Source organism: Leifsonia sp. Y878, from assembly GCF_057669685.1.
On sequence record NZ_JBYHFS010000002.1, the window covers coordinates 402,679 to 428,412 of the forward strand.

A 25,734-nucleotide genomic window follows, 5' to 3' on the forward strand; every position below is an offset into this window, starting at 1 on the left:
TATGGCTGCAGCTGGTTTATGCGGCTGGCTTAGGAACCGAGGGCCTGGCCCAGGATGCGTGCGCCCGCCGGAAAAGCGCCAGGATTGGCGCCCGAGAAGTTGAGGCGGACGAACGGGCCAGCCGGCTCTGCCGGGAACCACTCGCTGCCGGCGGCGATGAGTACGCCGCCGTCTTCGCATTCGCGCACGAGCCGGTCGAGAGGCGTGCCGTCCGGAAGTCGGAGCCAGAGATTGAGCCCGCCTGCCGGGATGGTGGTGAGATGGGCGAGAGGCGCATGCTCCTGAAGGCTGTCGATGAGCAGATCGCGGCGTGAGCGCAGCTGCTGTCGAAGGCCGCGGAGATGGGTCTGCCATCCTGGCTGGGTCACCACGTCGAGTGCAGCAGCCTGAAGGATGCCGCTCACATACATTGACGACGCGCTGCGGTCGGCGAGGATCCGCTCACGCGCCGGCCCGCGAGCGATGACGGCGGCGATTCGGATGGACGGAGACACGCTCTTGGTCAGCGAGCGAATGTAGACGACATGTCCAGCGTCATCCTGGGCGGCGAGGGGGGTCGGTGTCGTGGTGATGCCGAAGTCGTGAGCCCAGTCATCCTCGATGAGGAAGGCGCCGGCTGCGCGGACGATGTCCAGAATCTGGCTCGCCGTGTCCGGCGACCATTGTGCACCGGTGGGATTGGCATAGTTTGGCTGGGCATAGAAGGCCCGAGCCCCGCTCTCCTCGAACGCGCGTGCGAGCACGTCGGGCTCAGGTCCGTTCGGGCCGCTGGGCACGGGAATGACCTGCACGCCGGCCTGTGCGGCCGCAAGGATCGCCCCGCCGTAGGTCGGCGACTCCATGAGCAGGGGTTGTCCGGCGGTGACGAGGGCTCGGAATATCGAGCTGAGACCGCTCTGGCTACCGGGGAGCACGATGACATCACTCGGTGTGGGGGGCGTGATTCCGACCGGAGTGGCGGCAGCGAGCTCTGTCGCGAACCACGACTGCAATTCGGGAAGCCCAGAAGCTGGCGAGCGGAAGAGTGCTGCGTCGCCCCGCGCCGCGCGGGTGAGTGCTGCCCGAACGAGTCGCTCCGGCAGGAGCTCACGGTCGGGGTATCCAGCGTGCAGGGCGATCGCTCCGTGCGTGCCGGTTCGCATCGTCGACGACGACGTGGAGAAGCGGGTGTGGAGTGGGCGCAGGGCCGCCGTTTGCCAGCCGTAGTCGAGCGGGCGTGCGGTGCGCACCGAACGGACGAACGTACCGACGCCAGGGCGGCTGTCGATCAAGCCCTGCGCGGTGAGCGCCCGCATCGCCTTCTGCACGGTCACCGGACTTGCCTCGTACCTGGCGACCAGGGAACGTGTCGACGGAAGCTTCGCTCCGGCGGGAGCGGCGGAGATCCAGGTGCGAAGGTCGGCGACAATCCGAGAGGTGCTATCGTTGTCCATGAATGTAGACAGTAGCGCTACTCGTATCGCGTTGCCAGTGATATCCCGGTCTCACGCGGGCCTCTGGTGGGGACTCGCGGGAATTCTCGCGTTCTCCTTCACCGTGCCATTCACGCGGATCGCCCTCGGCGGGTTGTCGCCGCTGTTCATCGGATCTGGCAGGGCTGTCGTCGCCGCCGTGCTCGCCGCATCCGCCCTGGCGCTGACGAAGCAGCAACGTCCACACGGTATCCAGTGGGTCCGTCTGGCGGTTGTCGCCGGAGGCGTCGTCTTTGGCTTCCCGCTGTTGACCTCGTTCGCGCTCACGACAGCTCCGGCGAGTCACGGCGCCGTCGTCATCGCCCTGCTCCCCGCTGCCACAGCGGTGATGGCGGTCATCCGTGGGAAGGAACGCCCACCGGTATCGTTCTGGGTGATGGCCGGGGTGGGCGCCATGGTCGCGATCGCGTTCGCCTCGCTGCAGGGCGGTGGCTTCGCGCAACTGACGGCGTCCGACCTGCTGCTGTTCGGCGCTGTGGTCGCCGCGGCGATCGGCTATGCAGAGGGAGGCTTGCTCGCCCGCGAACTCGGCGCCTGGCAAACCGTCTCGTGGGCACTGGTGTTGGCCTCACCGTTGATGCTCGGCCTCACCATCGCCGCTGCGGTGCAGCAACCACCAACGGGAACGCCGACGGAGTGGGCCGCATTCGCTTATCTGGCCGTGGTGAGCATGTTCCTCGGCTTCTTCGCCTGGTATCGCGGGCTCGCGATCGGGCCCATGACGCAGGTGAGCCAGGTGCAGCTTGTGCAACCGGTGCTGACCATCCTGTGGGCGTTCCTGCTGCTGCACGAAGACCTCACCTGGCCGACGATCGTCGGTGGCCTGGCTGTCATCCTGTGCGCGGGCATCGCCGTGCGGGCCAGGAAGGGGCGCCGTGCGCCGGTCATCGCCTCGACGAATGCGCTCCGATCGCAAGAAATCGACCTAAACGCGCACGTATAGGTCGATTTCTTGCGAATGGATGCCGTGCACGCAGGCGTCAGCCGATCAGTGCGCGCATTCCGCGGTCGAGTTCTGCGAGGGTCGCGGTGGCCGCAGCCTTGCGCTCGGCGACGGTGCCATCGGTGCTCTGGGTGTCGAGGTAGACCTTGAGCTTCGGCTCCGTGCCGCTCGGCCGCACCATGACGCGGGAGCCGTCTGCCAGCCAGATGCGCAGCACGTCGCTCGGCGGCAGCCCGGCGAACCCGCCACTCAGATCGTCGATGCGCGACACGGCGACAGACCCGACGGATGCCGGGGGAGTGTCGCGGAGCCTGGTCATGACGGTGCTGATCTGGGACAGGTCGGTCACGCGAACCGAGATCTGCCCTGACGCGAAGTAGCCGAACGTCTCTGCGAAGTGGTCGAGGTGCTCCGCCAGCGTTGAGCCATCAGCCTTCAGCTCACTGACCAGGGAGAGCAGCGCGACAGCGGCGGAGATGCCGTCCTTGTCGTGCACCGTGCCAGGGTTGACGAGGTAGCCGAGGGCTTCCTCGAAGCCGAAGATGATGCCGGGGGCACGAGACACCCACTTGAAACCGGTGAGCGTGTCTGCAAAGCCGAGGCCGTAGGCATCCGCTACCGCCTTCAGCGCTGGGGTCGACACGATCGAGCAGGCCAGTGTGCCTTCGGCTGCACCATCTCCCTGCACGTCGGCGGCGATGCGCGCGGCGCGCCAGCCGAGGATCGCCCCGACCTCGTTGCCGCTCAGGCGACGGTATCCGCTCTCTTCTGCCGCGTCGGGGATGGCGACAGCGAGGCGGTCGGCATCCGGGTCGTTGGCGATGATGAGTTCGGCCGAGACCTCGCGCGCGGTCTCGTAGGAGAGGTCCATGGCCCCGGGCTCTTCCGGGTTCGGAAAGGAGACGGTCGGGAACGCAGGGTCGGGGGCGATCTGCGCGTCGACGAGCGTCGGCTGGTCGAAGCCGGCCTTCTCGAGCACGCGCCTGGTGGTGTCCCAGCCGACACCATGCAAAGCGGTGTACACGGAATTGACCTGGGCGCGTGGCGCAGGAGCGAGACTCGCCGTCGCGTCGACATACGCCTGAACGACGCTCTCATCCGCAGTTTCGTACGCGGCGCGGGGCAGCTCAGGAACGAGGCGCTCTGAGGCGACCTTCAGAATCTCGGCGGCAATCGCGGCGTCGTCTGGGGAGACGATCTGCGACCCGTGGTCATCGCCGCCGAGGTACACCTTGTAGCCGTTGTCATTCGGCGGGTTGTGCGAGGCGGTGACCATGACGCCGGCGCTGGCGTTCAGGTGCCGTACCGCGAACGCGAGAACGGGGGTCGGCAGCAGGCGCGGCAGCAGGATGGCGCGGACGCCGGCTCCCGCCATCAGCTCTGCCGTGTCTGTGGCGAAGATCTGGGAGTTCTTGCGGCCGTCATAGCCGACGACGACGGATGGCGTGGTGCCGGCAGGGGCAGCGCCGATCAGGTACGCGGCGAGACCGGCGGCGGCCTGGGACACGAGCACACGGTTCATCCGGTTGGAGCCTGCGGCGATCTCGCCGCGGAGGCCGGCGGTGCCAAACGCCAGGCGCTGGTCGAACCGGGAGTGCAGGTCGGCTGTCGCCGCCTGGTCACCGTCGCGGGATGCATTGATCAGGGCGCGGAGCTGGGCCTGGGTCTCCGGGTCTGGATCCTGCAGCAGCCAGGCCGTCGCGATCGCGGTGATGTCGTCGGTTGGTGCCGCAGCCGACGCCTCGTCAGGAACGACGGGGAGCGCCGCCGTGCGGGTGTCGTTCGGCTCGAAATTCTCGTCTGGGCCTGCTGCGTGCCGGCCGCGGCTCAGGTCGCCGGTCACAGTGCGGCCACGATCTTCGCCAGCAGCGCGGTGATCACGGGTTCGGCGTCGCGGCCGGCCTCAATGACTTCCTGGTGGCTGAGCGGCGTCTTTTGGATGCCAGCTGCCAGGTTGGTGATCAACGACATCCCGAGGATTTCCATACCGGCCTGGCGGGCGGCAATTGCCTCAAGGGCGGTGGACATGCCGACGATGTGACCGCCGATGGTCTTCGCCATCTGCACTTCGGCCGGCGTCTCGTAGTGCGGGCCGCGGAACTGGCAGTAGACGCCTTCGTCCAGGCTGGGTTCGATGTCGCGGGCCAGGTCGCGCAGGCGCGTCGAGTACAGGTCGGTGAGGTCGATGAAGGTGGCGCCCTCGAGCGGTGAGTCGGCCGTCAGGTTGATGTGGTCGCTGATGAGCACGGGGGTTCCCGGCGTCCAGGTCTCACGGATGCCGCCCGCACCGTTGGTGAGGATCATCGTCGTCGCACCGGTCGCCGCTGCGGTGCGCACGCTGTGCACGACGCGACGCACGCCGTGGTTCTCGTAGTAGTGGGTGCGAGCGCCGATGACGAGCGCGCGCTTGCCGCTCGGCAGCAGCACAGAGCGGAGCGTGCCGACGTGGCCTTCGAGTGCCGGTGCGCTGAATCCGGTGATCTCCTGTGCGGGAATGGTGTGGGTGGTCTCACCGATCAAGTCGGCGGCCTTGCCCCATCCGCTGCCCAGGGTGAGCGCGATGTCGTGTCGTTCGACACCGGTGGCGGCACTGATCTGCTCTGCAGCAATCCGCGCAACGTCGAACGGGTCAGTCTGGGGGTCATCAAGAGGATTGGTCAGAAGGGTAAGCATTCCACCACTCTAATTCCCGATCGATTTTGAGCAGCGCGTTTTTGCAGGCGCGCGCGAAAGAGCACGGGCCCCAGCCGTTTGTCGGCACGTCCACAGGTAGGGAAGAATGGGGGCATGCCCTACGAGTTCGAACGCAAGCAGAGAATTGTTGTACTCGGCGGAGGGCCTGGCGGATACGAAGCTGCCATTGCCGGCGCCCAGCAGGGAGCGGATGTCACCCTGGTCGAGCGAGTCGGCGTCGGCGGCTCGGCCGTCATCACCGACGTTGTCCCCTCCAAGTCGCTGATCGCAACGGCAGAGGCGTCCAACTCCATTGGGGAAGCGTCCGAGCTCGGTGTGCAGTTCTTCGTACGCGGAGAGAATGGAAAGCCGACGCGCCCAGAGGTTGCCATCAACCTTGCCACGGTCAACAAGCGTCTGCTCGGACTCGCGCGGCAGCAGTCCGAAGATATGAAGGCCAGCCTCATCAGGGCGGGAGTGCGCCTCATCCAGGGACAGGGCAGACTCGACGGGCCCAGCGGTGTGATTGTCTCGACCGCCCCCGGCGACGCCGGAACCGACTTCGAACGTCTCGACGCCGACACCATCATTGTCTCCGTCGGTGCGAGCCCGCGCATCCTGTCGTCTGCGATTCCCGACGGGGAGCGCATCCTCACCTGGACCCAGCTCTACAACCTGAAGGCGGTGCCTGAGCACCTCATCGTCGTTGGGTCTGGCGTGACTGGCGCAGAGTTCGCCTCCGCATACCGTGCGCTCGGTGCGAAGGTGACGCTGATCTCCAGCCGCGACCAGGTGCTGCCAGGCGAAGACGTCGATGCCGCACGCGTGATTGAAGACGTGTTCAAGCGCAACGGCATGGTCGTGCTGTCGAAGTCGCGTGCCGACTCGGTCGTGCGCACGGAGACCGGCGTGATCGCCACCCTGTCAGACGGCCGCACCGTCGAGGCAACCCACTGCCTGATGGCCGTCGGGTCCATCCCCAACACCGCAGACGTCGGGCTGGAAGAGGCCGGGGTGCAGATGACCGACTCTGGACACATCAGGGTCAACCGGGTGTCCCGCACGTCCGTCCCCAACATTTACGCGGCCGGCGACTGCACGACACAGCTGCCCCTGGCATCCGTTGCCTCAATGGCCGGGCGCACCGCCGTGTTCCACGCCATGGGTGACACGGTCAACCCCATCGAGATTCGCAACGTGTCGTCGAACATATTCACCCAGCCGGAGATCGCCACGGTCGGCTGGACAGAGAAGCAGATCCAGGACGGCCTCGTGCAGGGCGAGATTTACAAGTTGCCGCTCGCGTCGAACCCGCGCGCCAAGATGATGGGAATCAAGGACGGCTTCGTGAAACTGTTCGCCCACACCGGCAGCGGCACGGTCATCGGCGGCGTTATCGTCGCCCCCAAGGCCAGTGAGCTCATCTTCCCGCTGGCACTGGCCGTCGAACACCGCCTCAGCGTCGACGAGGTCGCTCGGGCGTTCGCCGTCTACCCGTCCCTCACCGGCTCCATCTCGGATGCCGCGCGCGCCATGCACGTCGTCCTCTAGCCCAGAAGAACGAGCCCAGAAGAACGAGCCCAGAAGAACGAGCCCAGAAGAACGAGCCCAGAAGAACGAGCTCAGAACGACACGCGCTTAACGCGTTCGGCCCGCGCAGTGCGCGGGCCGAACGGTATTAAGAGCCGAAACGCCTACGCGGCGTCTGCTGCGGCGTCCACGACGGTGAGCAGCAGGTGACCCGACGCCACCGTTGCTCCGACAACCGCGGTGATGCTGCCGACGATGCCGTCCTTGTGTGCGGTCAGTGGTTGCTCCATCTTCATGGCCTCGAGCACGACCAGCAGGTCACCCTTGACGACCGTGTCACCCTCAGCGACGGCCATCTTCACGACGGTTGCCTGCATCGGCGCCTTGACGGCATCGCCGGTGGCGGTGTCGATCGCGTGCGCCCCAGCGCGGCGCTTGGGTGCTGCTCCAGCGGATGCGCCTGCGGCGGCTCCCGGCAGCAAACGCACCGGAAGGGTGACGGCGATGCGGCGGCCATCGACCTCGACGACGACGCTGTGGCGCTTGTGCGACGCCTCTGTGTCGGTCTGGGTGCCGGTCCATGGCTCAATGGTGTTGTCGAACTCGGTCTCGATCCAGCGCGTGTACACCGAGAACGGTGCGCCGTCGGCGGGAGCGAAAGCAGGGTCGCGCACGATCGCACGGTGGAACGGCAAGACGGTGGGCAGGCCGGCGACCTCGAACTCATCGAGGGCGCGGCGCGAACGCTCAAGGGCCTCTTCGCGAGTGGCGCCGGTGACGATGAGCTTGGCCAGCAGGGAGTCGAACGAGCCGGAGATGACATCGCCTGACTGCACGCCACTGTCGACACGCACGCCGGGTCCGCCGGCCGGCTTGAAGATCTGAACCGGGCCGGGGGAGGGGATGAAGCCGCGGCCGGCATCCTCTCCATTGATACGGAACTCGAAGGAGTGGCCGGTGGCGATGGGGTCGTCGTAGTCGAGCACGCCGCCGGCGGCGAGCCGGAACTGCTCACGGACGAGGTCGATTCCGGTGACCTCTTCTGAGACGGGGTGCTCAACCTGCAGGCGGGTGTTGACCTCAAGGAACGAGACGGTGCCGTCCTTGCCGATCAGGAACTCGCAGGTGCCGGCGCCGACATAGCCGACCTCCTTGAGGATGGCTTTCGACGCGCTGTACAACAGTGCTGTCTGTTCCTCGGTGAGGAACGGCGCCGGGGCCTCTTCGACGAGCTTCTGGTGACGGCGCTGCAGCGAGCAGTCGCGAGTCGACACGACGACGACGTTGCCGTGCGCGTCAGCCAGGCACTGGGTCTCGACGTGACGCGGCTGGTCGAGGTACTTCTCGACGAAGCACTCGCCACGTCCGAAGGCAGCGATCGCCTCTCGGGTGGCTGAGTCGAACATCTCTGGGACTTCTTCACGGGTGCGTGCGACCTTGAGGCCGCGGCCGCCGCCGCCGAATGCTGCCTTGATGGCAACGGGCAGTCCGTGGGTGTCGACGAAGTCAAGCACCTCTGAGGCATCGGAGACCGGGTTCAGCGTGCCGGGTGCGAGCGGTGCGCCGACGTGCTGGGCAACGTGCCTGGCCGACACCTTGTCGCCGAGCTTCTCGATGGCCTCAGGCGACGGGCCGATCCAGGTGATGCCGGCCGCAATCACGGCGCGGGCGAAGTCTGCGTTCTCGGCGAGGAAGCCATACCCGGGGTGCACTGCGTCAGCTCCAGAGCGGCGCGCAATGGCGAGGATCTTCTCGATGACGAGGTACGTCTCTGCGCTCGTTGTTCCGTCCAGCCCGTATGCCTCGTCTGCGAGGCGGGCGTGCAGGGCGTCACGGTCCTGGTCGGCGTAGACGGCAACGGAGAGAATCCCGCTGTCTTTCGCGGCGCGGATCACTCGTACTGCGATCTCGCCCCTGTTGGCGATGAGAACCTTCGTTATAGGAGACACAGTCCCCTAGCCTATTGCCCGCTTCGTGCGTTGTTTTGGATCTGTTCGACAAAAAAGAACGCGTCTCTCCTGCGGATGCCTACAAGAACGTCAGATTCCTAGGAACGGTTCCACAGGCTCGACCACTCGTGCCCCATCGCGCGCACCATTCGGCGGAGCGTCGGCAACGACAGCCCGACCACCGTCGACGGGTCGCCGGAGATATGCGTGATGAAGGGTGCGCCGAGGCTGTCAATGGTGAAAGCGCCGGCGACGAAGAGCGGTTCGCCTGTTGCGACGTACGCATCGATTTCGGCATCCGTCATATCGTCGGTGAACGTCACGTCTGCAACGGCGACGGCCCCGTTGGCCGCCACGGTGACGCCGTCGACCTGCTCGATGAGCCAGTGGCCCGAGTAGAGCTGCCCGGTCTTGCCGCGCTGCATCAACCACCTGGCCGTGGCCTTTTCGCTGGTGTGCGGTTTGCCGTAGATCACGCCGTCGACGACGAACATCGAGTCGCCGCCCAGGATGAGCCCGGTGCGCCCCGCGCCATCATCCGCTGCTGAACTGGCGACAGCCTCTGCCTTCGCCCTGGCCAGCAACTCGACGAGAGTGGCGGGGTCCAGTGGCGCGCCGGCGGCGGTGGCGGCAGCGTCGGCAACGGCATCTTCGTCGACATCCGGTGCAGCCAGCAGCGGCTCGATGCCGGCGGATCGGAGCAGCGCAAGCCGTGCGGGCGAGGTGGAGGCCAAAAAGAGGCGCATGCTGCTACTCCTGGGGTGTGGGATTATCGATATATGGGCACCAATCGCACGCAGTCAAACCGAAACTCTCAACCGTCACAGAAAACTCCGGGATCAGAGGTCGGCACCGAACTCGAGCTTGATGTCACCAACGTAGCCCACGGTGGAATCTTCGTGGCACGCCATGACGGCCGCGTCATCTTCGTGAGCGACACCCTGCCTGGGGAGCGCGTTCGCGCTCGACTCACCGAAGCGAATCACAAGAGCTTCTGGCGCGCGGAGACCGTCGAGGTCCTCACCCCAGCACCAGAGCGCCAGCCCCACGTCTGGGCAGCAGCTGCTATCGAGCGCGCCCCTGAAGACCGTGCGGGTGGCGCAGAATTCGGGCACATTGAGCTCGCCCACCAGCGAGAGCTGAAGCGTCAGGTTCTCGCCGACGCCATGTTGCGCATGGCGAAAATTGAGACGGATGTTGCGGTCGAGGCCGTGCCCGTCGGACCGAACGCCTCTCCTGGCGACGAGCTCGACGGCACCGGATGGCGCACCAGGGTTCGCCTGCACGTCGGAGAAGACGGTTTCGTCGGCCCGTACGCCGCACGCTCACACAAGATCATTGCGGTGGACGACTTGCCGCTGGCCACGCACGACGTCGAAATGGCTGCGCCGCTAGACGGACGGTTCCCCGGTGCGGCATCGGTCGACATCGTCGGGCCGAGCACCGGCCGTGTCCAGGTCATCGTCGCTGAGACCGACGCCAAGGGCAAGCGCAAGCCTGGCCCGCGCAACGTGATCACCGAGCGAGTGGGCGAGCGTGAGTTCAAACTCGACGTGACCGGCTTCTGGCAGGTGCACGCCCGTGCGGCCGAGACGCTGTACAAGGCCGTGCAGGACACCATCGACGAAGCACTGTTCGATCCGCGTGCCGCAAACCTCGACCTCTACGGTGGAGTCGGGCTGCTGGCAGCGGCCGTAGGCGACCGCTTCGGACCGGCAACGCGCATCACCTCGGTGGAGAGCGACGCAACCGCGACGGACTTCGCTTCAGAGAACCTCTCCGACTGGATGGGCGCCAGCGCGCAGACCGACAGGGTCGACCGTTACCTGGCCCGTATCAGCAAGGATGCCAGCGCAGCCGAGCGCAGCCGCCTCGCCGCCGGAACAGTGATTCTCGACCCGCCCCGCTCTGGCGCTGGTCGACAGGTCGTCGATCAGCTGGGTGCACTGTCCCCGAGCCAGATTGTCTATGTTGCCTGCGATCCCGTTGCATTGGCGCGCGATGTTGCCCTGTTCGCGGAGCACGGCTACCAGATGAAGTCCCTGCGTGCCTTCGACCTGTTTCCGAATACGCACCATGTCGAAGCCGTCGCACTCCTCTCGCACTAGCTATCGTTGTCGTAGACATAGAAACGAAGGATAACCTCCACCGTGACCACAGCATCATCTGGCATTGCCGGTATTAGTGACCGCCCTGTTCGCGTCGGGATCGTCGATGACCATGAGTCTGTGCGCCTTGGGTTGGCCGCAGCGTGCGTGAATTCCGGGTACGAGGTCATCTACGCGGCCGAGAGCGCCCGCGCGTTGATCACGGGACTTGACGGTCGTCTTTGCGATGTGATCGTGCTCGACCTCTCGCTCGGTGACGGATCCCTCGTGACTGACAACGTGCATCTGGTGCAGTCGACAGGTGCCGCAGTGCTGGTGCACAGCATCGCCGACAGGGTCGCGTCAGTTCGCGAGGCTCTCGCGGCCGGCGCGGCAGGGGTCATCCCCAAGTCATCGCCGACGACGACCGTGATGGCTGCCGTTGCCACGGTTGCGCGGGGCGAGGTGCTCAACAACCTGGAGTGGGCGACCGCCATCGACGCGGATCGCGACTTCGCCAAGGCGCAGCTCGGGCGCAGGGAACGGGACGTGCTGCACCTCTATGCATCCGGCCTGCCCCTCAAGATGGTGGCCATGCAGCTGGGTATCGCGCACTCAACAGCTCGTGAATATCTTGATCGCATTCGCGTGAAGTATGTCGAGGTTGGTCGTCCGGCGCCCACAAAGGTGGACTTGTTGCGGCGGGCAGTTGAAGACGGCATCCTTCCGGGACTCGACCCGGATGGCGGGGATGGTCGCGCCTAGGCTTCCAGCCTCGGCCGAGATTCTCGGCGGCGCACGTGGCGAGGCGAAGCGACCGTTGAATCCGATCAGCCAACGCCAGATCGAAACAGTCATCTCCCGGTCCATCGGGGGCATCGGCCTGGTCTTCGCACTGCAGACGCTGACGCTCATGCTGCATCAGCAGGCGGAGCTGAAGACAGAGTTCGGCATTGTGCTCGCCGTCGTGATCTACGGCGGCATCGCCATGGTCGTGCTGGCAACGCTCGTCAAGGTGGGCATCAGGGCGGCAGCGACATTCGTCGCGGTGGCATACGCCATCGCGATGCTGGCCTGGCCGACGCTGGTGCTGGATCCCGCCCATACCCTCGATGGCCGCCCGTGGCTGTGGTACGTGTGCACCGTGGCGACGTCCTGCGCCGCCCTGGCGTTCCCGGTGGCCGCGGCCGCGATCTACACGATCGTCGTACCCGTCATCTACGGACTCGTGCGGATGCTCCCGTCGGGTGGCGGCGCCAGTCTCAGCCTCGCGACACTCGACGTCGTGTACGCCGTGATCCTCGGCCAGGTCATCGTCATCATCATCCACATGCTCAGGCACGCGACGGCGGAGGTGGATGTCGCCCAGTCGAATGCCCTGCACAAGTACGCCAACGCCGTCCGACAACACGCCACAGAGCTGGAGCGGGTCCAGGTGGATGCCATCGTGCACGACAGCGTGCTGACCACCTTGCTCTCTGCCGCTGCCGTCAGTACGCCGAAGGAGGCGGAGCTCGCTGCCAGTATGGCCAGGCAGGCCATCGCTCGCCTCGATGAGGCCGGTGCCGCCCCGCTAGCTGATGAGGCGACAATTCCGTTCACGCGGCTCAGCACCAGGATCAAGCAGACCGCGGACACCCTGTCGCTGCCGTTCACGGTGTCTGAAATAGGCATCGGTTGTGTCGTCATTCCGGTTGCGGCCAGCGAAGCGCTGTTCTCTGCAACCATCCAGGCGATGCTCAACAGCATGCAGCACGCCGGTGCTCCAGACGCCGTGCTCGTCAGGAGCCTGACCATGAGTGCCAACGACCACGGCGGCTGCACCATCGTGATCACCGATTCCGGTATCGGCTTCGATCCGGATGCCGTGCCAAGCGGCAGGCTCGGCCTGCGAATTTCCATCATGGAGCGCGTTGCCAGTGTTGGCGGTATCGCCCACATCGAGACGGCCATCGGCCAGGGAACATCGGTCACGCTGGACTGGCCGAACCCAGAGGGCGACAGCTCGCTGTCCAGCCAGTTCGCCGCCGATCTTCCGAACCTTGACCTGGCCGACTATGGAGACGAGAGAGCTGGGCGCGCATGATCAAGCTCTCTCGCCGACTCATCCTCGGGTTGGCGGCACTGTTCTCCGGTTACCACATTGTGCTCGGCCTCTATTCGATCGGGGTGCCTGCCATGCCAGGGCCCGCCGTGGTGAGCCTGGTGTTGTATGCCACCGCCACCGTCCTGAGCCTGTGGCCGACAAGCCCGACCAAGATGCCGCTGTGGCTTGCGCTGTTCAATGTGGCGGTGTGCCTGGCGCTACCGCTGCTCGTGGCCAGCCAGCTCGACGGTGCTGTCTACAACGGGTACGCGACGTGGTACGTGGCCGCCGTCGGGACGCTCATGACAATCACGGCAACCCGCAAGCAGCAGCAGTTGGCCTGGGTCGGCATCGGTTTCCTGATTGTGCACACCGTGTTGTGGGCCGGAGTCGGCTCTCTCGCCTCGATGGGCGTGATCGGCAGCGCAGTCTGGGTGGCGGCGGCGGCCCTGCTGTCGCGCGCGCTGACCAAAGCGGGCAGGGACGTGCGGCAGTACGCCCTGGCGGAGCGAGAAGCGACGGAATGGCAGGCCGCCCAGGAAGCGCACTTCTCAGAGCGCCAGCTGCGGCTCGCTCACACCAACCGCCTGGCAGCACCCATGCTGCGGCGGATCGTCGACCGCCACGGTGAGCTCACGGAGATGCAACGCCAGGAGTGTCGTTACCTGGAGGCAGCGATCAGGGACGAGATCCGCGGACGCAAGCTGTTGAACGATGCGGTGCGTGACCAGGTGATGGCCGCACGCCGTCGTGGAGCGATCGTGACGCTGCTCGACGAGGGCGGTATCGATGACCTCGAGGGCGAAGAACTCGACGTTGTCCTCGGCAAGCTTGCCGCGGCCATCGGGCGCACAGACGCAGACAAGATCATCGCGCGCACCGCGGCGGACGCCTCTCGCACGGCGATCACGGTAGTGGGCCTCAGTAGCGCTGATACCAGCGCCAGCGCTCTCGGCCAGGACTCGCAAGACGACGAGGTGGAACTCTGGCTGGAGATCCCTCGACAGCCTGGTACCGCGCTGATTTCCTGAGATATAGCAGAGACGACAACGCACGTCCGAGACGACGGCATCCGGATACGAGAAAGGGGACCGATCTTTCGATCGATCCCCTTTTCCGAAAATCCGAGTCAGGGCAACAACCCGAATATTACCCTGACTCGCCCCCAAAACATTCACCTGCTTACCCTAGTGGGCGAATGATTGGTGGTGTCAACTCAATGAGTTACACCTAGCAATATCTATAGTGCCCCGTTGATATCAGGGGCGATAGTCGGCATTTGGGGGGACAAACTCCGAGTCTGGTGCAACCGCTCAGCCCCTGAAGCCTCGCCATTGGCCGTAGCCTGGCGTCAACGGCTGGCGCAGCGGGCGCTGGCTCGCCTCCCAGGCGCTCTGGCCGTGCGTCGGCGTGCGCAGGTCGGCGGACTCCTCCTGGAGCAAGCCGCGAATGACCGCAGTCACCGCGGCGACCTCGGTTGCGTTGACCCGCTGGGTGACGAAGTGGATCTCGCTTGGATCGAACTCTGAGCCCTGGGCTGGCGTGTGTGTCGGTGTCATGGGTGCCCCTTACAGCGGGATGTTGCCGTGCTTCTTGGGCGGGAGGCTGGAGCGCTTGGTGCGAAGAGCGCGCAGCGCCTTCGTGATCGACACGCGCGTGGCGGCCGGCTCGATGACACCGTCGAGCTCGCCGCGCTCAGCCGCCAGGAACGGGCTTGCCACGTTGTAGGTGTACTCGTTTGCCAGGCGTGTGCGCACGGCCGCGACATCCTCGCCTGCGGTCTCTGCTGCCTTGATTTCAGCGCGGTAGAGGATGTTCACGGCGCCCTGCCCACCCATGACCGCGATCTCGGCGGTCGGCCAGGCCAGGTTGATGTCTGCGCCGAGCTGCTTGGAACCCATGACGATGTATGCCCCGCCATAGGCCTTGCGCAGGATGACGGTGATCAGCGGAACGGTCGCTTCGGCGTATGCGTAGAGCAGCTTGGCGCCGCGGCGGATGACACCGGTCCATTCCTGCTCTGTGCCAGGCAGGTAGCCGGGAACATCGACGAGTGTGAGGATCGGGATCGAGAACGCGTCACAGAAGCGCACGAACCTGGCGGCCTTCTCTCCGGCCTCGATGTTGAGGGTTCCGGCCATGGCGTTCGGCTGGTTGGCGACGATGCCGACGGAGCGACCCTCGACCCTTGCGAACCCGACGACGATGTTGGGCGCGAAGAGCGGCTGGGTCTCAAGGAAGTCGCCGTTGTCGACGATGTGCCCGATGACGGTCTTCACGTCGTATGGCTGGTTGGGGGAGTCGGGGATGATCGTGTTGAGCTTCTGATCATTGTCAGAGACTTCGAGCTGTACGTCGCTCTCGAAGACCGGGAGTTCAGCCAGGTTGTTGTCCGGCAGGAAGCTGAGCAGCGTGCGGGCGTAGTCGAGTGCATCCGCCTCGTCGCTGGCCAGGTAGTGGGAGACGCCGGAGACCTTGTTGTGGGTGAGCGCGCCGCCGAGCTCCTCCATGCCGACGTCTTCGCCGGTGACGGTCTTGATGACATCCGGTCCTGTGACGAACATCTGGCTGGTCTTGTCGACCATGATCACGAAGTCGGTGAGGGCTGGCGAGTAGACCGCGCCGCCGGCAGCCGGGCCGCAGATGATGGAGATCTGTGGGATGACACCGGAGGCTGCGGTGTTGCGACGGAAGATCTCGCCGTACTTGCCGAGGGCGACAACACCCTCCTGGATGCGCGCTCCGCCGGAGTCGAGGATGCCGATGATCGGCACGCCGGTCTTCAGTGCGAGGTCCATGACCTTGATGATCTTCTCGCCGGCGACCTCGCCGAGCGAGCCGCCGAAGATGGTGAAGTCCTGCGAGTAGACGGCGACCTGGCGGCCGTGGATGGTGCCGGTTCCGGTGACGACGGCGTCGCCGTACGGGCGCTTCTTCTCCATGCCGAAAGCGTGGGTGCGGTGGCGCACGAACTCGTCGAGTTCGACGAATGAACCCTGGTCGAGCAGCTGGTCGATGCGCTCGCGAGCCGTCATCTTGCCCTTGGCGTGCTGCTTTTCGATGGCTGCTTCACCACTGGCCGTGACGGCCTCGTGGTAGCGGTCCTTGAGATCAGCGAGTTTGCCGGCCGTCGTATACAGGTCGTGGCCAGAAGTAGGTGCGGTATCAGTCACGCGGTTCACTCTACCGGCCAACCCTTGGGCCAGAGTGTTGACGAATGTCTACAAATCTCGGCGCAATCGCTGGTCACTTCCACCCAGCATGGGCGCGAGCCCCTCGTTCTTCCCCGGCATAACTCCTGCAGAATGCGCGATTCGGACCCGATAACCCCGGTTTGGGCCGGCATCGGCGAGAATTGCAGGAGTTATGCCGGATAGTCGGGACGACGGCGGCACGAGTCGAGAGAGTGGCAGATGGAATTCACCGGCACAGGACCCGCGCCTTTGTTCACGCAGAGCCGCGGCGCTGTAGCGCGATTCGAGTATTTAGCAGAAGCTGGATCGACAAACGACGTGCTCGTGTCGCATGCAACGGGGGCGGATGCCGCGTCATGGCCAGACCTGTCGGTTGTCGTCACCGACAACCAGACCCGTGGGCGCGGGCGCCTTGGCCGCACCTGGTTGGCGCCAACGGGCAAGTCGCTGGCGATCTCCGTGCTGCTGCGGCCCGCTCTGCCCACTGGGCAGCCGCTGTCCATCGAGCACTTCGGCTGGTTCCCGCTGCTGGCCGGTGCGGCAATGACGCGCGCCGTTCGGGCTGTCGTCGACGCCAGCATCAAGCCGGTCACCGACGTGCGCGAGGCAGAGACTCCCCGCCACCAGGTGGCGCTCAAGTGGCCGAACGACGTCTTGATCGACGGCTACAAGGTCTCCGGTGTCCTGTCGGAGCTGCTGCCGGGCGCAGACGGCCTCGTCATTGGGGCAGGACTCAATGTGTCGCTCGACGAGCACGACCTGCCGACGCTCACCTCGACGTCGCTGTCGCTGGTCACCGGCAGCAGCCAGGATCCCGATGCCGTGCTGGCCGACTACCTCACAGAGCTCACGACCCTGTACCGGGCATTCACCGCGGCAGGCGGAGATCCAGTGGCCAGCGGTGTGTTCGACGCGGTCTCCGAACTCTGCGGCACGCTTGGCTCGCAGGTGCGGGTCGAGCTGCCAGGTGGCGATGATCTCGTGGGTACCGCGATGGCGCTCGACGCGACCGGCCGATTGATCGTCCGGAATCAGGCGAATGACGAGCTGCAGGCTGTCGCGGCTGGCGATGTCACGCACCTGAGGTATTAATGGGCTTATGACGAACAGTCCAGTGGTACCAACGGATGCTCCGGCTCCGGTGCAGACAGAGCGGGTCGTGGCCCGCCTGCGTCCGCACGCCAGGGTGCTGTTCTGGCCGACTATTGCGCTCTTCGTCATCTCGGGTGTGACCGGCTATTTCTCTGGCCAATTTCCGGAATCGTGGGAGAACGTGGCGTTGCTCACGGCGGCCGCGCTGCTGATTGTGCTGCTTTGGCTGCTGCCGCTCATCTTCTGGCTGAACCACCAGTACACCATCACGACGAGGCGAATCATCTTCAAGCGGGGCGTATTCGTGCGCACCAGGCAGGAACTGCTGCACAGTCGCGGCTACGACGTGACGGTGCGCCGCAACTGGGTGCAGTCAGCGTTCCGCTCCGGCAACGTGTTGATCAACTCAGGGCTCGAGCATCCGCTCATCATGAAAGACGTGCCGAACGCCGATCTCGTGCAACGGACGCTGCATGACTTGATGGAGTCGTCACAGACCGTGATCGGCTCGAGGCGACAGACCCAGCAATCAACGCTCTCGGATGAGTCAACGTTCTGGAACGGTCGCTAGGCGCCCTGTCGACGTAGTCGGCTCAGCTGCCGGGTGTGCGGAAGCGGTGGATGCCGATGCAGCAGCCGCCCTTGCAGCGCTGCGGGTGGGGGAGAACACCCAGTAGCGGTAGAGCAGGAAGCGGAAGATCGCACCGAGGGCGAGGCCAATGACGTTGGACGAGATGTTGTCGGCGAGAACGCTGGTGTAGCCGAGCACATAGTGGGTGAACCAGAGGCAGACCAAGCCGATGCCCATGCCGACCAGGCTGACGGCGAAGAACTCGATGCCCTCCCGCAGGGTCTGGCTCTGGCGGCTCTCGCCGAAGGTCCAGTAGCGGTTGCCCAGCCAGTTGGCCAGGATCGCCAGGATCGTGGAGACGACCTTCGCGTAGATGGGGCCGGCGTGCACGACCTGTGGGTCAAAGATCGTCGCTCGCAGCAGGTTGAAGACGGTGATGTCGACAGCGAAGCCGACGAGTCCCACCGCGCCGAACTTGCCGAGTTGTGTGAGGAAAGTCACAAGTCGGGTGCGGCTCTTCGTGCTCAGTGACATGCATCCGTCCGGGTGGTGTGGGGGAGAGTCCCGGTGTAGATCACCGAGCAATCCCGCGAAGCTAAAATGGAGCCAAGATGGATCAAGACCATCCGAAGTCTAGGTCGATCCGCGGAACCCATCCTGAGATTACGTTGCGGCGCTATGAAAGCTCGCACAGAAATTGGTGTACATATGAGCATGATTGTTGGCGTCATCGGCGGCGGTCAGCTGGCCAGGATGATGATCCCCGCCGCGGTGAATCTGGGCATCGAACTGCGGGTGCTCGCGGAGAACGATGGCATGTCAGCGGAACTCGCCGCGGTCTCCGTCGGTGACTACCGCGACCGCGAGGTCGTGCTCGCATTCGCGGAGACTGTCGACGTCATCACCTTCGATCACGAACATGTACCCCAGGAGATCCTGCGTGAGCTGGTCGAGCGCGGCGTCTCCGTGCACCCAGGTCCAGACGCACTGCTGTGCGCCCAGGACAAGCTACTCATGCGCCAGAAGCTCTCTGAGCTCGGGCTGCCTGTTCCTGACTGGGCACGCGTCGAGGATGCCGCGCAGCTCGCCGACTTCCTCGCAGCGCACGGCGGTGCGGCCGTCGTGAAGACGGCCAGGGGCGGCTACGACGGCAAGGGTGTGCGGGTCGTCAGGCATGCACACGAGGCAGATGACTGGTTCGCCGCGCTCGCCGAAGACGCCAACGGTGGTGCGCTGCTCGTCGAAGAGCTCGTCGATTTCAAGCGTGAACTCGCACAGCTGGTTGCCCGTCGTCCGTCAGGGGAGATCGTGACCTGGCCCGTCGTAGAGACGGTGCAGCAGGGCGGTGTCTGCGCAGAGGTCATTGCTCCTGCCCCTGGCTCAGCAGGCAAGGTCGCTGACATGGCCAGCGATATCGCGATCGCCGTGGCCGAAGGCATTGGCGTCACCGGCGTTCTCGCCGTCGAACTCTTCGAGACAACGGATGACAGGGTGCTGATCAATGAGCTCGCCATGCGGCCGCACAACAGCGGGCACTGGTCGACCGACGGTTCGACGACCGGCCAGTTCGAACAGCACCTGCGTGCGGTGCTCGACCTGCCGCTGGGTGCGACGGGCGTGCGGGACGCCTGGTCATTCATGGTGAACATCCTCGGCGGGCCAACGGAGGGCTCGCTCGGCGACCGTTACCCGGCAGCCCTGGCGGAGCATCCGACGGTCAAGATCCACAACTACGGCAAGGATCCGCGCCCAGGACGCAAGGTCGGTCACGTCACGGCGGGTGGGGACAACCTCGATGACGTCGCATATGAAGCGCGTGCCACTGCGGCTTTCTTTCAGGACTGACCCATAAGATCGACTCCGTGCCAGAGAACAACGTGCCTGAACCCGAAACAGCAGGAGTTGCCCAGACACTCGTCGACGAGGCGATTCCACTCGTCGGCGTCGTGATGGGTTCCGATTCTGACTGGAACGTCATGAGCGACGCCGTCCAGGTGCTTCGCGACTTCGGAGTACCGTGCGAGGTCGACGTTCTATCTGCGCACCGCACCCCGCAGAAGATGATCGACTATGGCTCGTCTGCGCAGGCGCGCGGCCTCAAGGTGATCATCGCTGGTGCCGGTGGTGCTGCACACCTGCCCGGAATGTTGGCCTCTGTCACCACCCTGCCTGTCGTGGGTGTTCCCGTTCCCCTCAGCAGGCTCGATGGTCTCGATTCCCTGCTGTCCATTGTTCAGATGCCTGCCGGCGTTCCGGTGGCCACCGTCTCGATCGGCGGCGCCAAGAACGCCGGACTGATCGCCGTTAAGGTTCTCGCAACGGCTGACGACTCCCTCCGCATCAAGCTGGAGGAGTACGCGGCTTCGCTGTCAGCGCAGGTTGAGCAGAAGAGCCGGGATCTCCGAGCCAAACTATGACTAGTGTGAGCAGCCCGATCCGGTACCCGGATGTCGGCTCCGCCCGCGTGATGACCAAGCGCGGCTGGTGGCTGGTCCTCCTGAACTTCCTCGTACCCGGTTCCGCCCAGGTACTGGCCGGTAACCGCCGTCTTGGCCGCTTCGGCCTGGGCGCAACCCTCACACTGTGGGCGCTCGCGATCATCGGTGGTGTGTCCTACCTGTTGTGGCCGGCCGCCGTGCTCACGATCTTTACGAGCTTCATCGGCCTGTGGGCCGTTGCGATCGTTCTCGCTTTCTACGCCCTAATCTGGGTGATCCTGACCGTCGATACTCTTCGCCTGGTTCGCCTGGTGCGGGCAGCGCCTGGCGCCCGCCCGCTCATCGCCATGTTTGCGACGATCCTGATGGTGGTTGTGGCCGGAACGGCGTCTTATGGGGCGTACGTTGCGACATCCGCCAGCGGGTTCCTGTCGTCTGTGTTCTCGGCTGGACCCTCAGCGCCCCCGGTCGACGGGAAGTACAACATCCTGCTGCTCGGCGGCGACGCCGGAGCGGACCGGGATGGCATGCGACCCGACAGCATCTCCGTCGTGAGCATCGACGCTGAATCTGGCCAGGCCACCATGATCGGCCTGCCGCGCGATCTGGAGTGGTTCCCCTTCTCAGCCGGCCCGCTTGCCGACCTCTACCCAGAGGGCTACGCTGCGATCGACGGCTGCGAGGTTGACGCCTGCCAGCTCAACTCGGTGTACACCGAGGTCGACGTGAAGAGCCCCGAGATGTACCCGAACGCGGTCGCCGAAGGCAGCGAACCCGGCATCGAAGGCATGCGCGACGCTGCAGAGGGCATTACCGGCCTGAGCATCCAGTACTACGTGCTGATCGACATGCAGGGCTTCTCCGACCTCATCGACGCGCTCGGCGGTGTCGACATCGACGTGCAGAGCCGCGTTCCCGTGCACTCAGACGAGACCTTCACCGATGTGGCGTTCTGGTTCGAGCCAGGTATGCAGCACATGGACGGTTATCACGCCCTGTGGTTTGCTCGCTCGCGTCACGGCACCAGCGACTACGACCGCATGAACCGGCAGCACCAGCTGCAGGAGGCGATCCTCGCGCAGGCGAATCCGACGAATGTGCTGTCGAAGTTCGAGGCCGTTGCTTCTGCAGGGAAGCAGGTCGTGAAGACCGATATTCCGCAGAGCATGCTCGGATACTTCGTGAATCTCTCGTCGAAGACCAAGACGCTGCCGATCAACTCGATCAACCTGACGCCGGACAACGACATCGATCCGACGGATCCCGACTACGACTACATCCGTCAGATGATCGACACTGCGCTCACACCGCCGGCCACTGAAACGCCGGCCGAATAGGCGACTCCAGCTGGCAGCGGATGCCGCCCAGTGGCACACCGGGTCGGCCAGCGGATACAGTGACCGAGGAATGACTATGAAGCGGCAACTATGAAGCGACGGAACTTTCTCATCGGATCGGCGACAGGGCTTTCTGCCGTCGCCCTGGTCGGCTGCGTGCCCGAGCGTCCGACTCCGTCGCCGTCGCCCGGTCCGACGAAAAAGCCGACACCGACGATCGTTCCGAAGCCGAGTGCCATGCAGCGCACGTCGTGGTCGACTGATCCCTTTGCGCTCGGAGCGTTCAGCTATCAGCCGGTCGGCTCGCTGCCCGACCAGCGGGTGGCCCTTCGGCAGCCCGTCAACAGCCGCATCTTCTTTGCCGGCGAGCACACCGACGAGGTGAGCCCCGGCACCGTTCAGGGCGCACAGGCATCCGGTGAGCGTGCCGCCGATGCAATCGCCCAGATCGCGGCGCCCGACGAGCGCATCGCCGTCATCGGGGCGGGCATCGCCGGTGCAACGGCCGCGAGGCGGCTCGCCGATGCGGGCTTCTCCGTTGTCATCGTCGAGGGCAGCGATCGCTCAGGTGGTCGAATCAAAACCCTGGTCGACGACAACTGGCCTGAACCGATCGAGCTCGGCGCCGCCTGGGTGCGGGATTCCTCGCGCACCACGCTGCTGGAAGATCTCGAAGCGCTGAGCGTTGACGCGGTGCCGTTCGATGCTGTGCCAGGAGAGCGCACGCCCGCGGGCATCGCCATCGAGTCCAGCCCCGTCGGAGCGGATGCCGTCACTGCAGCCCTCGCCTGGGCAGACACGCAGCCAGCCGATGTATCGGTGGCCGATGCACTGACCGAGTCGGGCGCGGACAACCTCAGCGACCAGCCAGACGCCAACGGAGTGTCAGACAAGCAGCGCCTGGACACCTTCCTGTCCACGAGGGTCGACGTCGACAGCGGTGCGGATCCGAGCAGCCTGTCTGCCTGGTTCCCTGGAAACCCGACACGCAGCACCGACGACGATCGTTACGTCACCGGAGAATTCCAGAGCCTCGTCACGACGGCCCTCGACGGCCTCGATATTCTGCCGTCGAGCGCTGTCGCCATGGTCAGCCAGACGGAGCGCGGCGTGAGCCTGCGCCTCTCACGGGGCGACTCGCTCTCGGCCGATCGCGTCGTCGTCACTGTGCCGCTCGGTGTGCTGAAGAGCGGAGCCGTCACCTTCGAACCCGGGCTGCCGTTCAGCCACCGCAACGCCATCAGCGCGCTCGGCATGGGCATGCAGGAGAAGCTGATCCTGCGCTTCGACGAGCCGTTCTGGTCGACGGACGAAACCGTCTGGACCATCGTCGGCCCCGATGTGGCGTATCCGCTCTGGTACAACATGCTGCCCCTGACAGGGGAGCCGGTGCTGGTCGGCGTGGTGGGAGCGGATGCCGCACTCCGCCAGGCGAAGGCCAGCGACGACGACGCGCTGAGCGCCGCGCTGGAGAGCCTGGTGCCATTCGTGGCCGCGCCAACCCCAACCTCAACTCCAACGCCCTAATCGTTCTTTTCGTTGGTTGAGGAGCGCCCGAGGTACGAGGCCGCGTCTCGAAACCGGCCAGCGAGATTTCGAGACACTCGCTGGCGCTCGCTCCTCAATCGACGAGGGTGGCAATTTCCTCCCGTGAACGGATGCGGGCCACCCGCTCACGCATCCGCTCGACGCGTGGCAGCCGGCTGATGCCGAGCAGCAGTGCCGTGATGCCGGTGATGATGGCGACGATCACCACCGCGTACATGCCGAACTCGAGGGGGAATTCCACCTGGTCAGGGTCGAGGAAGAAGTACGGGTACCAGTACACAGAGCTGCCCCTGATCATCGTGTAGACGATCCAGATGACGGGAAAGACCAACACCCAGGCGATGCTCTTCCAGGGCACAGACCGCCCGGGCGCCAGGAACCAATCGACGAGGGCAACCACCGGAATCACGAAGTGCAGCAGCTGGCTCGACCACGGCGACCAGACAGGGATGCCCCGCAGCGTGCCCTGCAGCAGGATCACCGCGAAGACAATGCCGGAGACGATCACGTACGTGGTCGCCAGCAGACGGATCACGTCGAGCCAGAGCGGGTCATCCGCTGCAATGAACGCATAGATTGCGGCAATGATGAACACGATGACCGCGAACATCATGCTCTGCACGGTGAAGTAGCTGAAGTAGTTGCCGATCGCCAGCGGGCTGGTGCCGATGGAGTAGTTGAAGTAGCCCACCAGCGCGACGAGTCCGGTCGCGGCGGTGAGCACGCGCAGGAGCCCGAAAGCCTTACGCATGTCGGTCCGGCGGGGAAAGTGCACTACTCATCCGGAGAACCTAGATGTCAGCGTGCAGCTGCCATACTCGCTCGGCTGAGTCGCGCCAGCTGAATGCCTTGGCACGATCGCTGCCATAGATCTTCAGGCGGTCGGCCAGGTCGCTGTCGGTCAAGACGGTGCTGATGGCCTCGGCGATGCGGGTCGGGTATCCAGCGGGGTCTGCACGGGCGACGACGTAGCCCGCTTCTCCACTGGCTTCGATGAGCGCAGGCGCATCGGAGTGGATCACCGGTGTCCCCATCTGGAACGCCTGGATGATCGGCAGGCCGAAGCCCTCGTCCAGGCTTGGGTACACGAAGACGGATGCCCTCGAATAGACGAGCGCAAGATCTTCATCGCTGAGGTCGGTCAGGGATTGCACGCGTCCTATCGGCAGCCCCGCCTCGTCGGCGACAGACGCGAGGGTGAGCTCGCCCCAGCTGTCAGGCCCGATGACGACCAGGGGCAGGTCGGGTGCGCCAGGCAGCCCGAGCGCCGTGATGAGCGCCGTGACGGCTTTGCGGGGTTCGAGGCTGCCCATGGTGAGGATGTACTCCTCAGGCAGGCCGAGCGCCTCGACACGCTCTGCGATGAGTTCGTCGGCGAATCCGCGGGCCAGCTGTCCACCCGGCAGCCGAAAGCCGTTGCCAACCGCGCCGCCGATCACGCGAAGGCGGTCGCCGAAATCAACGATCTCACTCAACTGCATGGCGACGGCATGGCTCGGAACCACGACGGCGTCCGCGTGCTTCCGGGCACGGTTGACCATGCCCTTCCTCCACGCGACAGTGGTGGGCGTCAACGACTCCGGATGCGTCCAGGCGAGCAGGTCGTGAATGGTCACGGCCACCTGGGTGCCGTCGTTCACCACGTCGTGCCGGCGAAGCGGCGCGAGGAGGCCGGGGGCATGGATCATGCCGGGGCCAGGTGACTTTGAGACGCGCAGCTGCCAGGCCGCAGAAATCTCCCGTCGGCCGAGCGTCGTCTTGTACAGGCCGCCGAGTCCCGGAAGGGCTTTCTCGATCGCCGCATACTGTTCAGGGCTCGACGAAGACACGATGCCTTCGACATCGCAGTTCGCGGGCGCCGATGCAATCAGCGCCCGCGTCAGTTCTTCGGTGTAACGGCCCAGGCTGCCGGGCACCGGCGCGACCATCTGGTCAACGACTACCCGCAACGTGGTCATGCGTCTCCCAAAACTCCCTGGTGTGCTGCCTCGGTGAGGGCTTCGCGCCAGTCACGCATCGGTTCAAGTCCGGCTGCGAGCCAGGCATCGTGCCCTAAGACAGAGTACGACGGCCGCGGAGCCGGTCGCACGAATGTTGAACTGTCTGTCGGAGTGACGCGCTGAGGGTCGAGGCCTGCAGCCTCAAAGATGGCGCGGGCGAAGTCGAACCAGCTTGCGATACCGGAGTTGGTGCCGTGGTAGATGCCGGCCGGTGCCTCTGAATCGAGCAGCGCCACGATCTGGGCGGCGAGGTCGCCGGTCCACGTCGGCTGGCCGAGCTGGTCGTTGACGACGCTGACCGTGTCGTGGGAGCCGGCCAGGCGCACCATCGTCTTGGCGAAGTTCGGGCCGTGTGCGCCGTACAGCCACGCCGTGCGAACGATGAAGCTGCCCGCAGGGTTCTCTTCGAGCACGAACTTCTCGCCGGCGGCCTTGGTGCGGCCGTAGGCGGAGATCGGGTCGATGGGCGCGTTCTCCTGGTAGGGAGACGTGGCGCTGCCGTTGAAGACGTAGTCGGTGGAGACCTGCACGAGGCGTGCACCCTGCGCCGCAGCGGCGGTCGCCAGGTTGCGCGGTCCGATCGCGTTCACCGCGTAAGCAGCGTCTTCGTTCGTCTCGGCGTCGTCGACCTTCGTGTATGCGGCGGCATTGATGATGACGTCATGGCCGCGCGCGGCATCCGTCACGGCCTGCAGGTCGGTGACATCCAGGTCGGCACGGCCGAGCGCGGTGAATTCGCGCCCGGCGAGTGCCGTCTGCAGGTCGTGCCCGAGCATGCCGGATGCGCCAGTGATGAGATAGCGGGTCATGGTGA

At 65.3% G+C, this 25,734-nt stretch carries 23 protein-coding genes; 12 read left to right on the forward strand and 11 right to left on the reverse strand.

Annotation, left to right across the window (positions count from 1 at the left end; all coding sequences use genetic code 11):
* Window positions 1–29: 29 nt before the first annotated feature.
* Window positions 30–1,433, reverse strand: a complete 1,404-nt coding sequence (locus AC25Y4_RS08135) for an aminotransferase-like domain-containing protein (protein WP_488119888.1) — start codon at window positions 1,431–1,433, stop codon at window positions 30–32.
* Between AC25Y4_RS08135 and AC25Y4_RS08140 the strand changes: the two genes are divergently transcribed.
* A complete protein-coding gene (locus AC25Y4_RS08140) occupies window positions 1,432–2,415 on the forward strand; it encodes a DMT family transporter (protein ID WP_488119889.1) in 984 nt (327 codons plus the stop codon). The genes AC25Y4_RS08135 and AC25Y4_RS08140 overlap by 2 nt on opposite strands.
* A gap of 37 nt (window positions 2,416–2,452) precedes the next feature.
* Here AC25Y4_RS08140 and AC25Y4_RS08145 read toward each other — a convergent pair whose 3' ends face one another.
* Together AC25Y4_RS08145 and AC25Y4_RS08150 are read right to left on the reverse strand one after the other, a co-directional pair.
* Window positions 2,453–4,129: a phospho-sugar mutase gene (locus AC25Y4_RS08145; protein WP_488120452.1), complete on the reverse strand. Its 1,677-nt coding sequence runs from the start codon at window positions 4,127–4,129 to the stop codon at window positions 2,453–2,455.
* Window positions 4,130–4,254: 125 nt separating this feature from the next.
* Window positions 4,255–5,088, reverse strand: coding sequence for a purine-nucleoside phosphorylase (locus AC25Y4_RS08150; protein ID WP_488119890.1), 834 nt, complete (start codon window positions 5,086–5,088; stop codon window positions 4,255–4,257).
* A 114-nt stretch (window positions 5,089–5,202) separates the two neighbouring features.
* On the opposite strand from AC25Y4_RS08150, the gene AC25Y4_RS08155 reads away from it, so the two are divergent.
* A complete protein-coding gene (locus tag AC25Y4_RS08155) occupies window positions 5,203–6,639 on the forward strand; it encodes an NAD(P)H-quinone dehydrogenase (RefSeq protein ID WP_488119891.1) in 1,437 nt (478 codons plus the stop codon).
* Between the two features lie 143 nt (window positions 6,640–6,782).
* Here AC25Y4_RS08155 and AC25Y4_RS08160 read toward each other — a convergent pair whose 3' ends face one another.
* Window positions 6,783–8,567: an acetyl/propionyl/methylcrotonyl-CoA carboxylase subunit alpha gene (locus AC25Y4_RS08160; protein WP_488119892.1), complete on the reverse strand. Its 1,785-nt coding sequence runs from the start codon at window positions 8,565–8,567 to the stop codon at window positions 6,783–6,785.
* Window positions 8,568–8,665: 98 nt separating this feature from the next.
* A complete protein-coding gene (locus AC25Y4_RS08165; protein ID WP_488119893.1) occupies window positions 8,666–9,313 on the reverse strand; it encodes a Maf family protein in 648 nt (215 codons plus the stop codon).
* 33 nt (window positions 9,314–9,346) lie between these two features.
* Here AC25Y4_RS08165 and AC25Y4_RS08170 point away from each other — a divergent pair, with 33 nt between their 5' ends.
* From AC25Y4_RS08170 to AC25Y4_RS08185, 4 genes are read left to right on the forward strand one after another with little or no spacing between them, the layout of a single operon-like run.
* Complete coding sequence (locus AC25Y4_RS08170; RefSeq protein ID WP_488119894.1) at window positions 9,347–10,675, forward strand: class I SAM-dependent RNA methyltransferase; 1,329 nt, start codon at window positions 9,347–9,349, stop codon at window positions 10,673–10,675.
* 42 nt (window positions 10,676–10,717) lie between these two features.
* A complete protein-coding gene (locus tag AC25Y4_RS08175; protein WP_488119895.1) occupies window positions 10,718–11,419 on the forward strand; it encodes a response regulator transcription factor in 702 nt (233 codons plus the stop codon).
* On the forward strand, window positions 11,406–12,740 hold the full coding sequence (locus AC25Y4_RS08180; protein ID WP_488119896.1) for a sensor histidine kinase: 1,335 nt from the start codon (window positions 11,406–11,408) through the stop codon (window positions 12,738–12,740). The genes AC25Y4_RS08175 and AC25Y4_RS08180 overlap by 14 nt, the downstream gene beginning before the upstream one ends.
* A complete protein-coding gene (locus tag AC25Y4_RS08185; RefSeq protein WP_488119897.1) occupies window positions 12,737–13,771 on the forward strand; it encodes a hypothetical protein in 1,035 nt (344 codons plus the stop codon). The genes AC25Y4_RS08180 and AC25Y4_RS08185 overlap by 4 nt, the downstream gene beginning before the upstream one ends.
* 282 nt (window positions 13,772–14,053) lie before the next feature.
* On the opposite strand, the gene AC25Y4_RS08190 is transcribed toward AC25Y4_RS08185, so the two are convergent.
* Entirely contained in the window at window positions 14,054–14,299 is a 246-nt protein-coding gene (locus AC25Y4_RS08190; protein WP_488119898.1) for an acyl-CoA carboxylase subunit epsilon, read from the reverse strand.
* 9 nt (window positions 14,300–14,308) lie between these two features.
* Complete coding sequence (locus AC25Y4_RS08195; RefSeq protein ID WP_488119899.1) at window positions 14,309–15,922, reverse strand: acyl-CoA carboxylase subunit beta; 1,614 nt, start codon at window positions 15,920–15,922, stop codon at window positions 14,309–14,311.
* A gap of 231 nt (window positions 15,923–16,153) precedes the next feature.
* On the opposite strand from AC25Y4_RS08195, the gene AC25Y4_RS08200 reads away from it, so the two are divergent.
* Complete coding sequence (locus AC25Y4_RS08200; RefSeq protein ID WP_488119900.1) at window positions 16,154–17,026, forward strand: biotin--[acetyl-CoA-carboxylase] ligase; 873 nt, start codon at window positions 16,154–16,156, stop codon at window positions 17,024–17,026.
* 7 nt (window positions 17,027–17,033) lie between these two features.
* Window positions 17,034–17,597, forward strand: a complete 564-nt coding sequence (locus tag AC25Y4_RS08205; protein ID WP_488119901.1) for a PH domain-containing protein — start codon at window positions 17,034–17,036, stop codon at window positions 17,595–17,597.
* On the opposite strand, the gene AC25Y4_RS08210 is transcribed toward AC25Y4_RS08205, so the two are convergent.
* Window positions 17,574–18,131 (reverse strand): GtrA family protein, encoded by a 558-nt coding sequence (locus AC25Y4_RS08210; RefSeq protein WP_488119902.1) that lies wholly within the window; start codon window positions 18,129–18,131, stop codon window positions 17,574–17,576. The two genes, AC25Y4_RS08205 and AC25Y4_RS08210, sit on opposite strands and share 24 nt — an antisense overlap.
* A 144-nt stretch (window positions 18,132–18,275) precedes the next feature.
* Between AC25Y4_RS08210 and AC25Y4_RS08215 the strand changes: the two genes are divergently transcribed.
* The 4 genes from AC25Y4_RS08215 to AC25Y4_RS08230 all read left to right on the forward strand — a co-directional run bounded on the left by AC25Y4_RS08215 (window position 18,276) and on the right by AC25Y4_RS08230 (window position 22,899).
* On the forward strand, window positions 18,276–19,442 hold the full coding sequence (locus tag AC25Y4_RS08215) for a 5-(carboxyamino)imidazole ribonucleotide synthase (protein WP_488119903.1): 1,167 nt from the start codon (window positions 18,276–18,278) through the stop codon (window positions 19,440–19,442).
* Between the two features lie 104 nt (window positions 19,443–19,546).
* A complete protein-coding gene (purE, locus tag AC25Y4_RS08220; protein ID WP_488120453.1) occupies window positions 19,547–20,014 on the forward strand; it encodes a 5-(carboxyamino)imidazole ribonucleotide mutase in 468 nt (155 codons plus the stop codon).
* Window positions 20,011–21,372, forward strand: coding sequence for an LCP family protein (locus AC25Y4_RS08225; RefSeq protein ID WP_488119904.1), 1,362 nt, complete (start codon window positions 20,011–20,013; stop codon window positions 21,370–21,372). The genes purE and AC25Y4_RS08225 overlap by 4 nt, the downstream gene beginning before the upstream one ends.
* Window positions 21,373–21,462: 90 nt before the next feature.
* Window positions 21,463–22,899, forward strand: a complete 1,437-nt coding sequence (locus tag AC25Y4_RS08230; RefSeq protein WP_488119905.1) for a flavin monoamine oxidase family protein — start codon at window positions 21,463–21,465, stop codon at window positions 22,897–22,899.
* Window positions 22,900–22,993: 94 nt separating this feature from the next.
* Here the strand turns inward: AC25Y4_RS08230 and AC25Y4_RS08235 are convergent, their stop codons facing one another.
* From AC25Y4_RS08235 to rfbD, 3 genes are read right to left on the reverse strand one after another with little or no spacing between them, the layout of a single operon-like run.
* A complete protein-coding gene (locus AC25Y4_RS08235) occupies window positions 22,994–23,671 on the reverse strand; it encodes a Pr6Pr family membrane protein (protein WP_488119906.1) in 678 nt (225 codons plus the stop codon).
* A 40-nt stretch (window positions 23,672–23,711) separates the two neighbouring features.
* Window positions 23,712–24,878 carry a glycosyltransferase family 4 protein gene (locus AC25Y4_RS08240; RefSeq protein WP_488119907.1) on the reverse strand — a complete coding sequence of 389 codons (1,167 nt, stop codon included), beginning with the start codon at window positions 24,876–24,878 and terminating at the stop codon, window positions 23,712–23,714.
* Entirely contained in the window at window positions 24,875–25,729 is an 855-nt protein-coding gene (rfbD, locus tag AC25Y4_RS08245; RefSeq protein WP_488119908.1) for a dTDP-4-dehydrorhamnose reductase, read from the reverse strand. The genes AC25Y4_RS08240 and rfbD overlap by 4 nt, the downstream gene beginning before the upstream one ends.
* Between the last annotated feature and the right edge of the window lie 5 nt (window positions 25,730–25,734).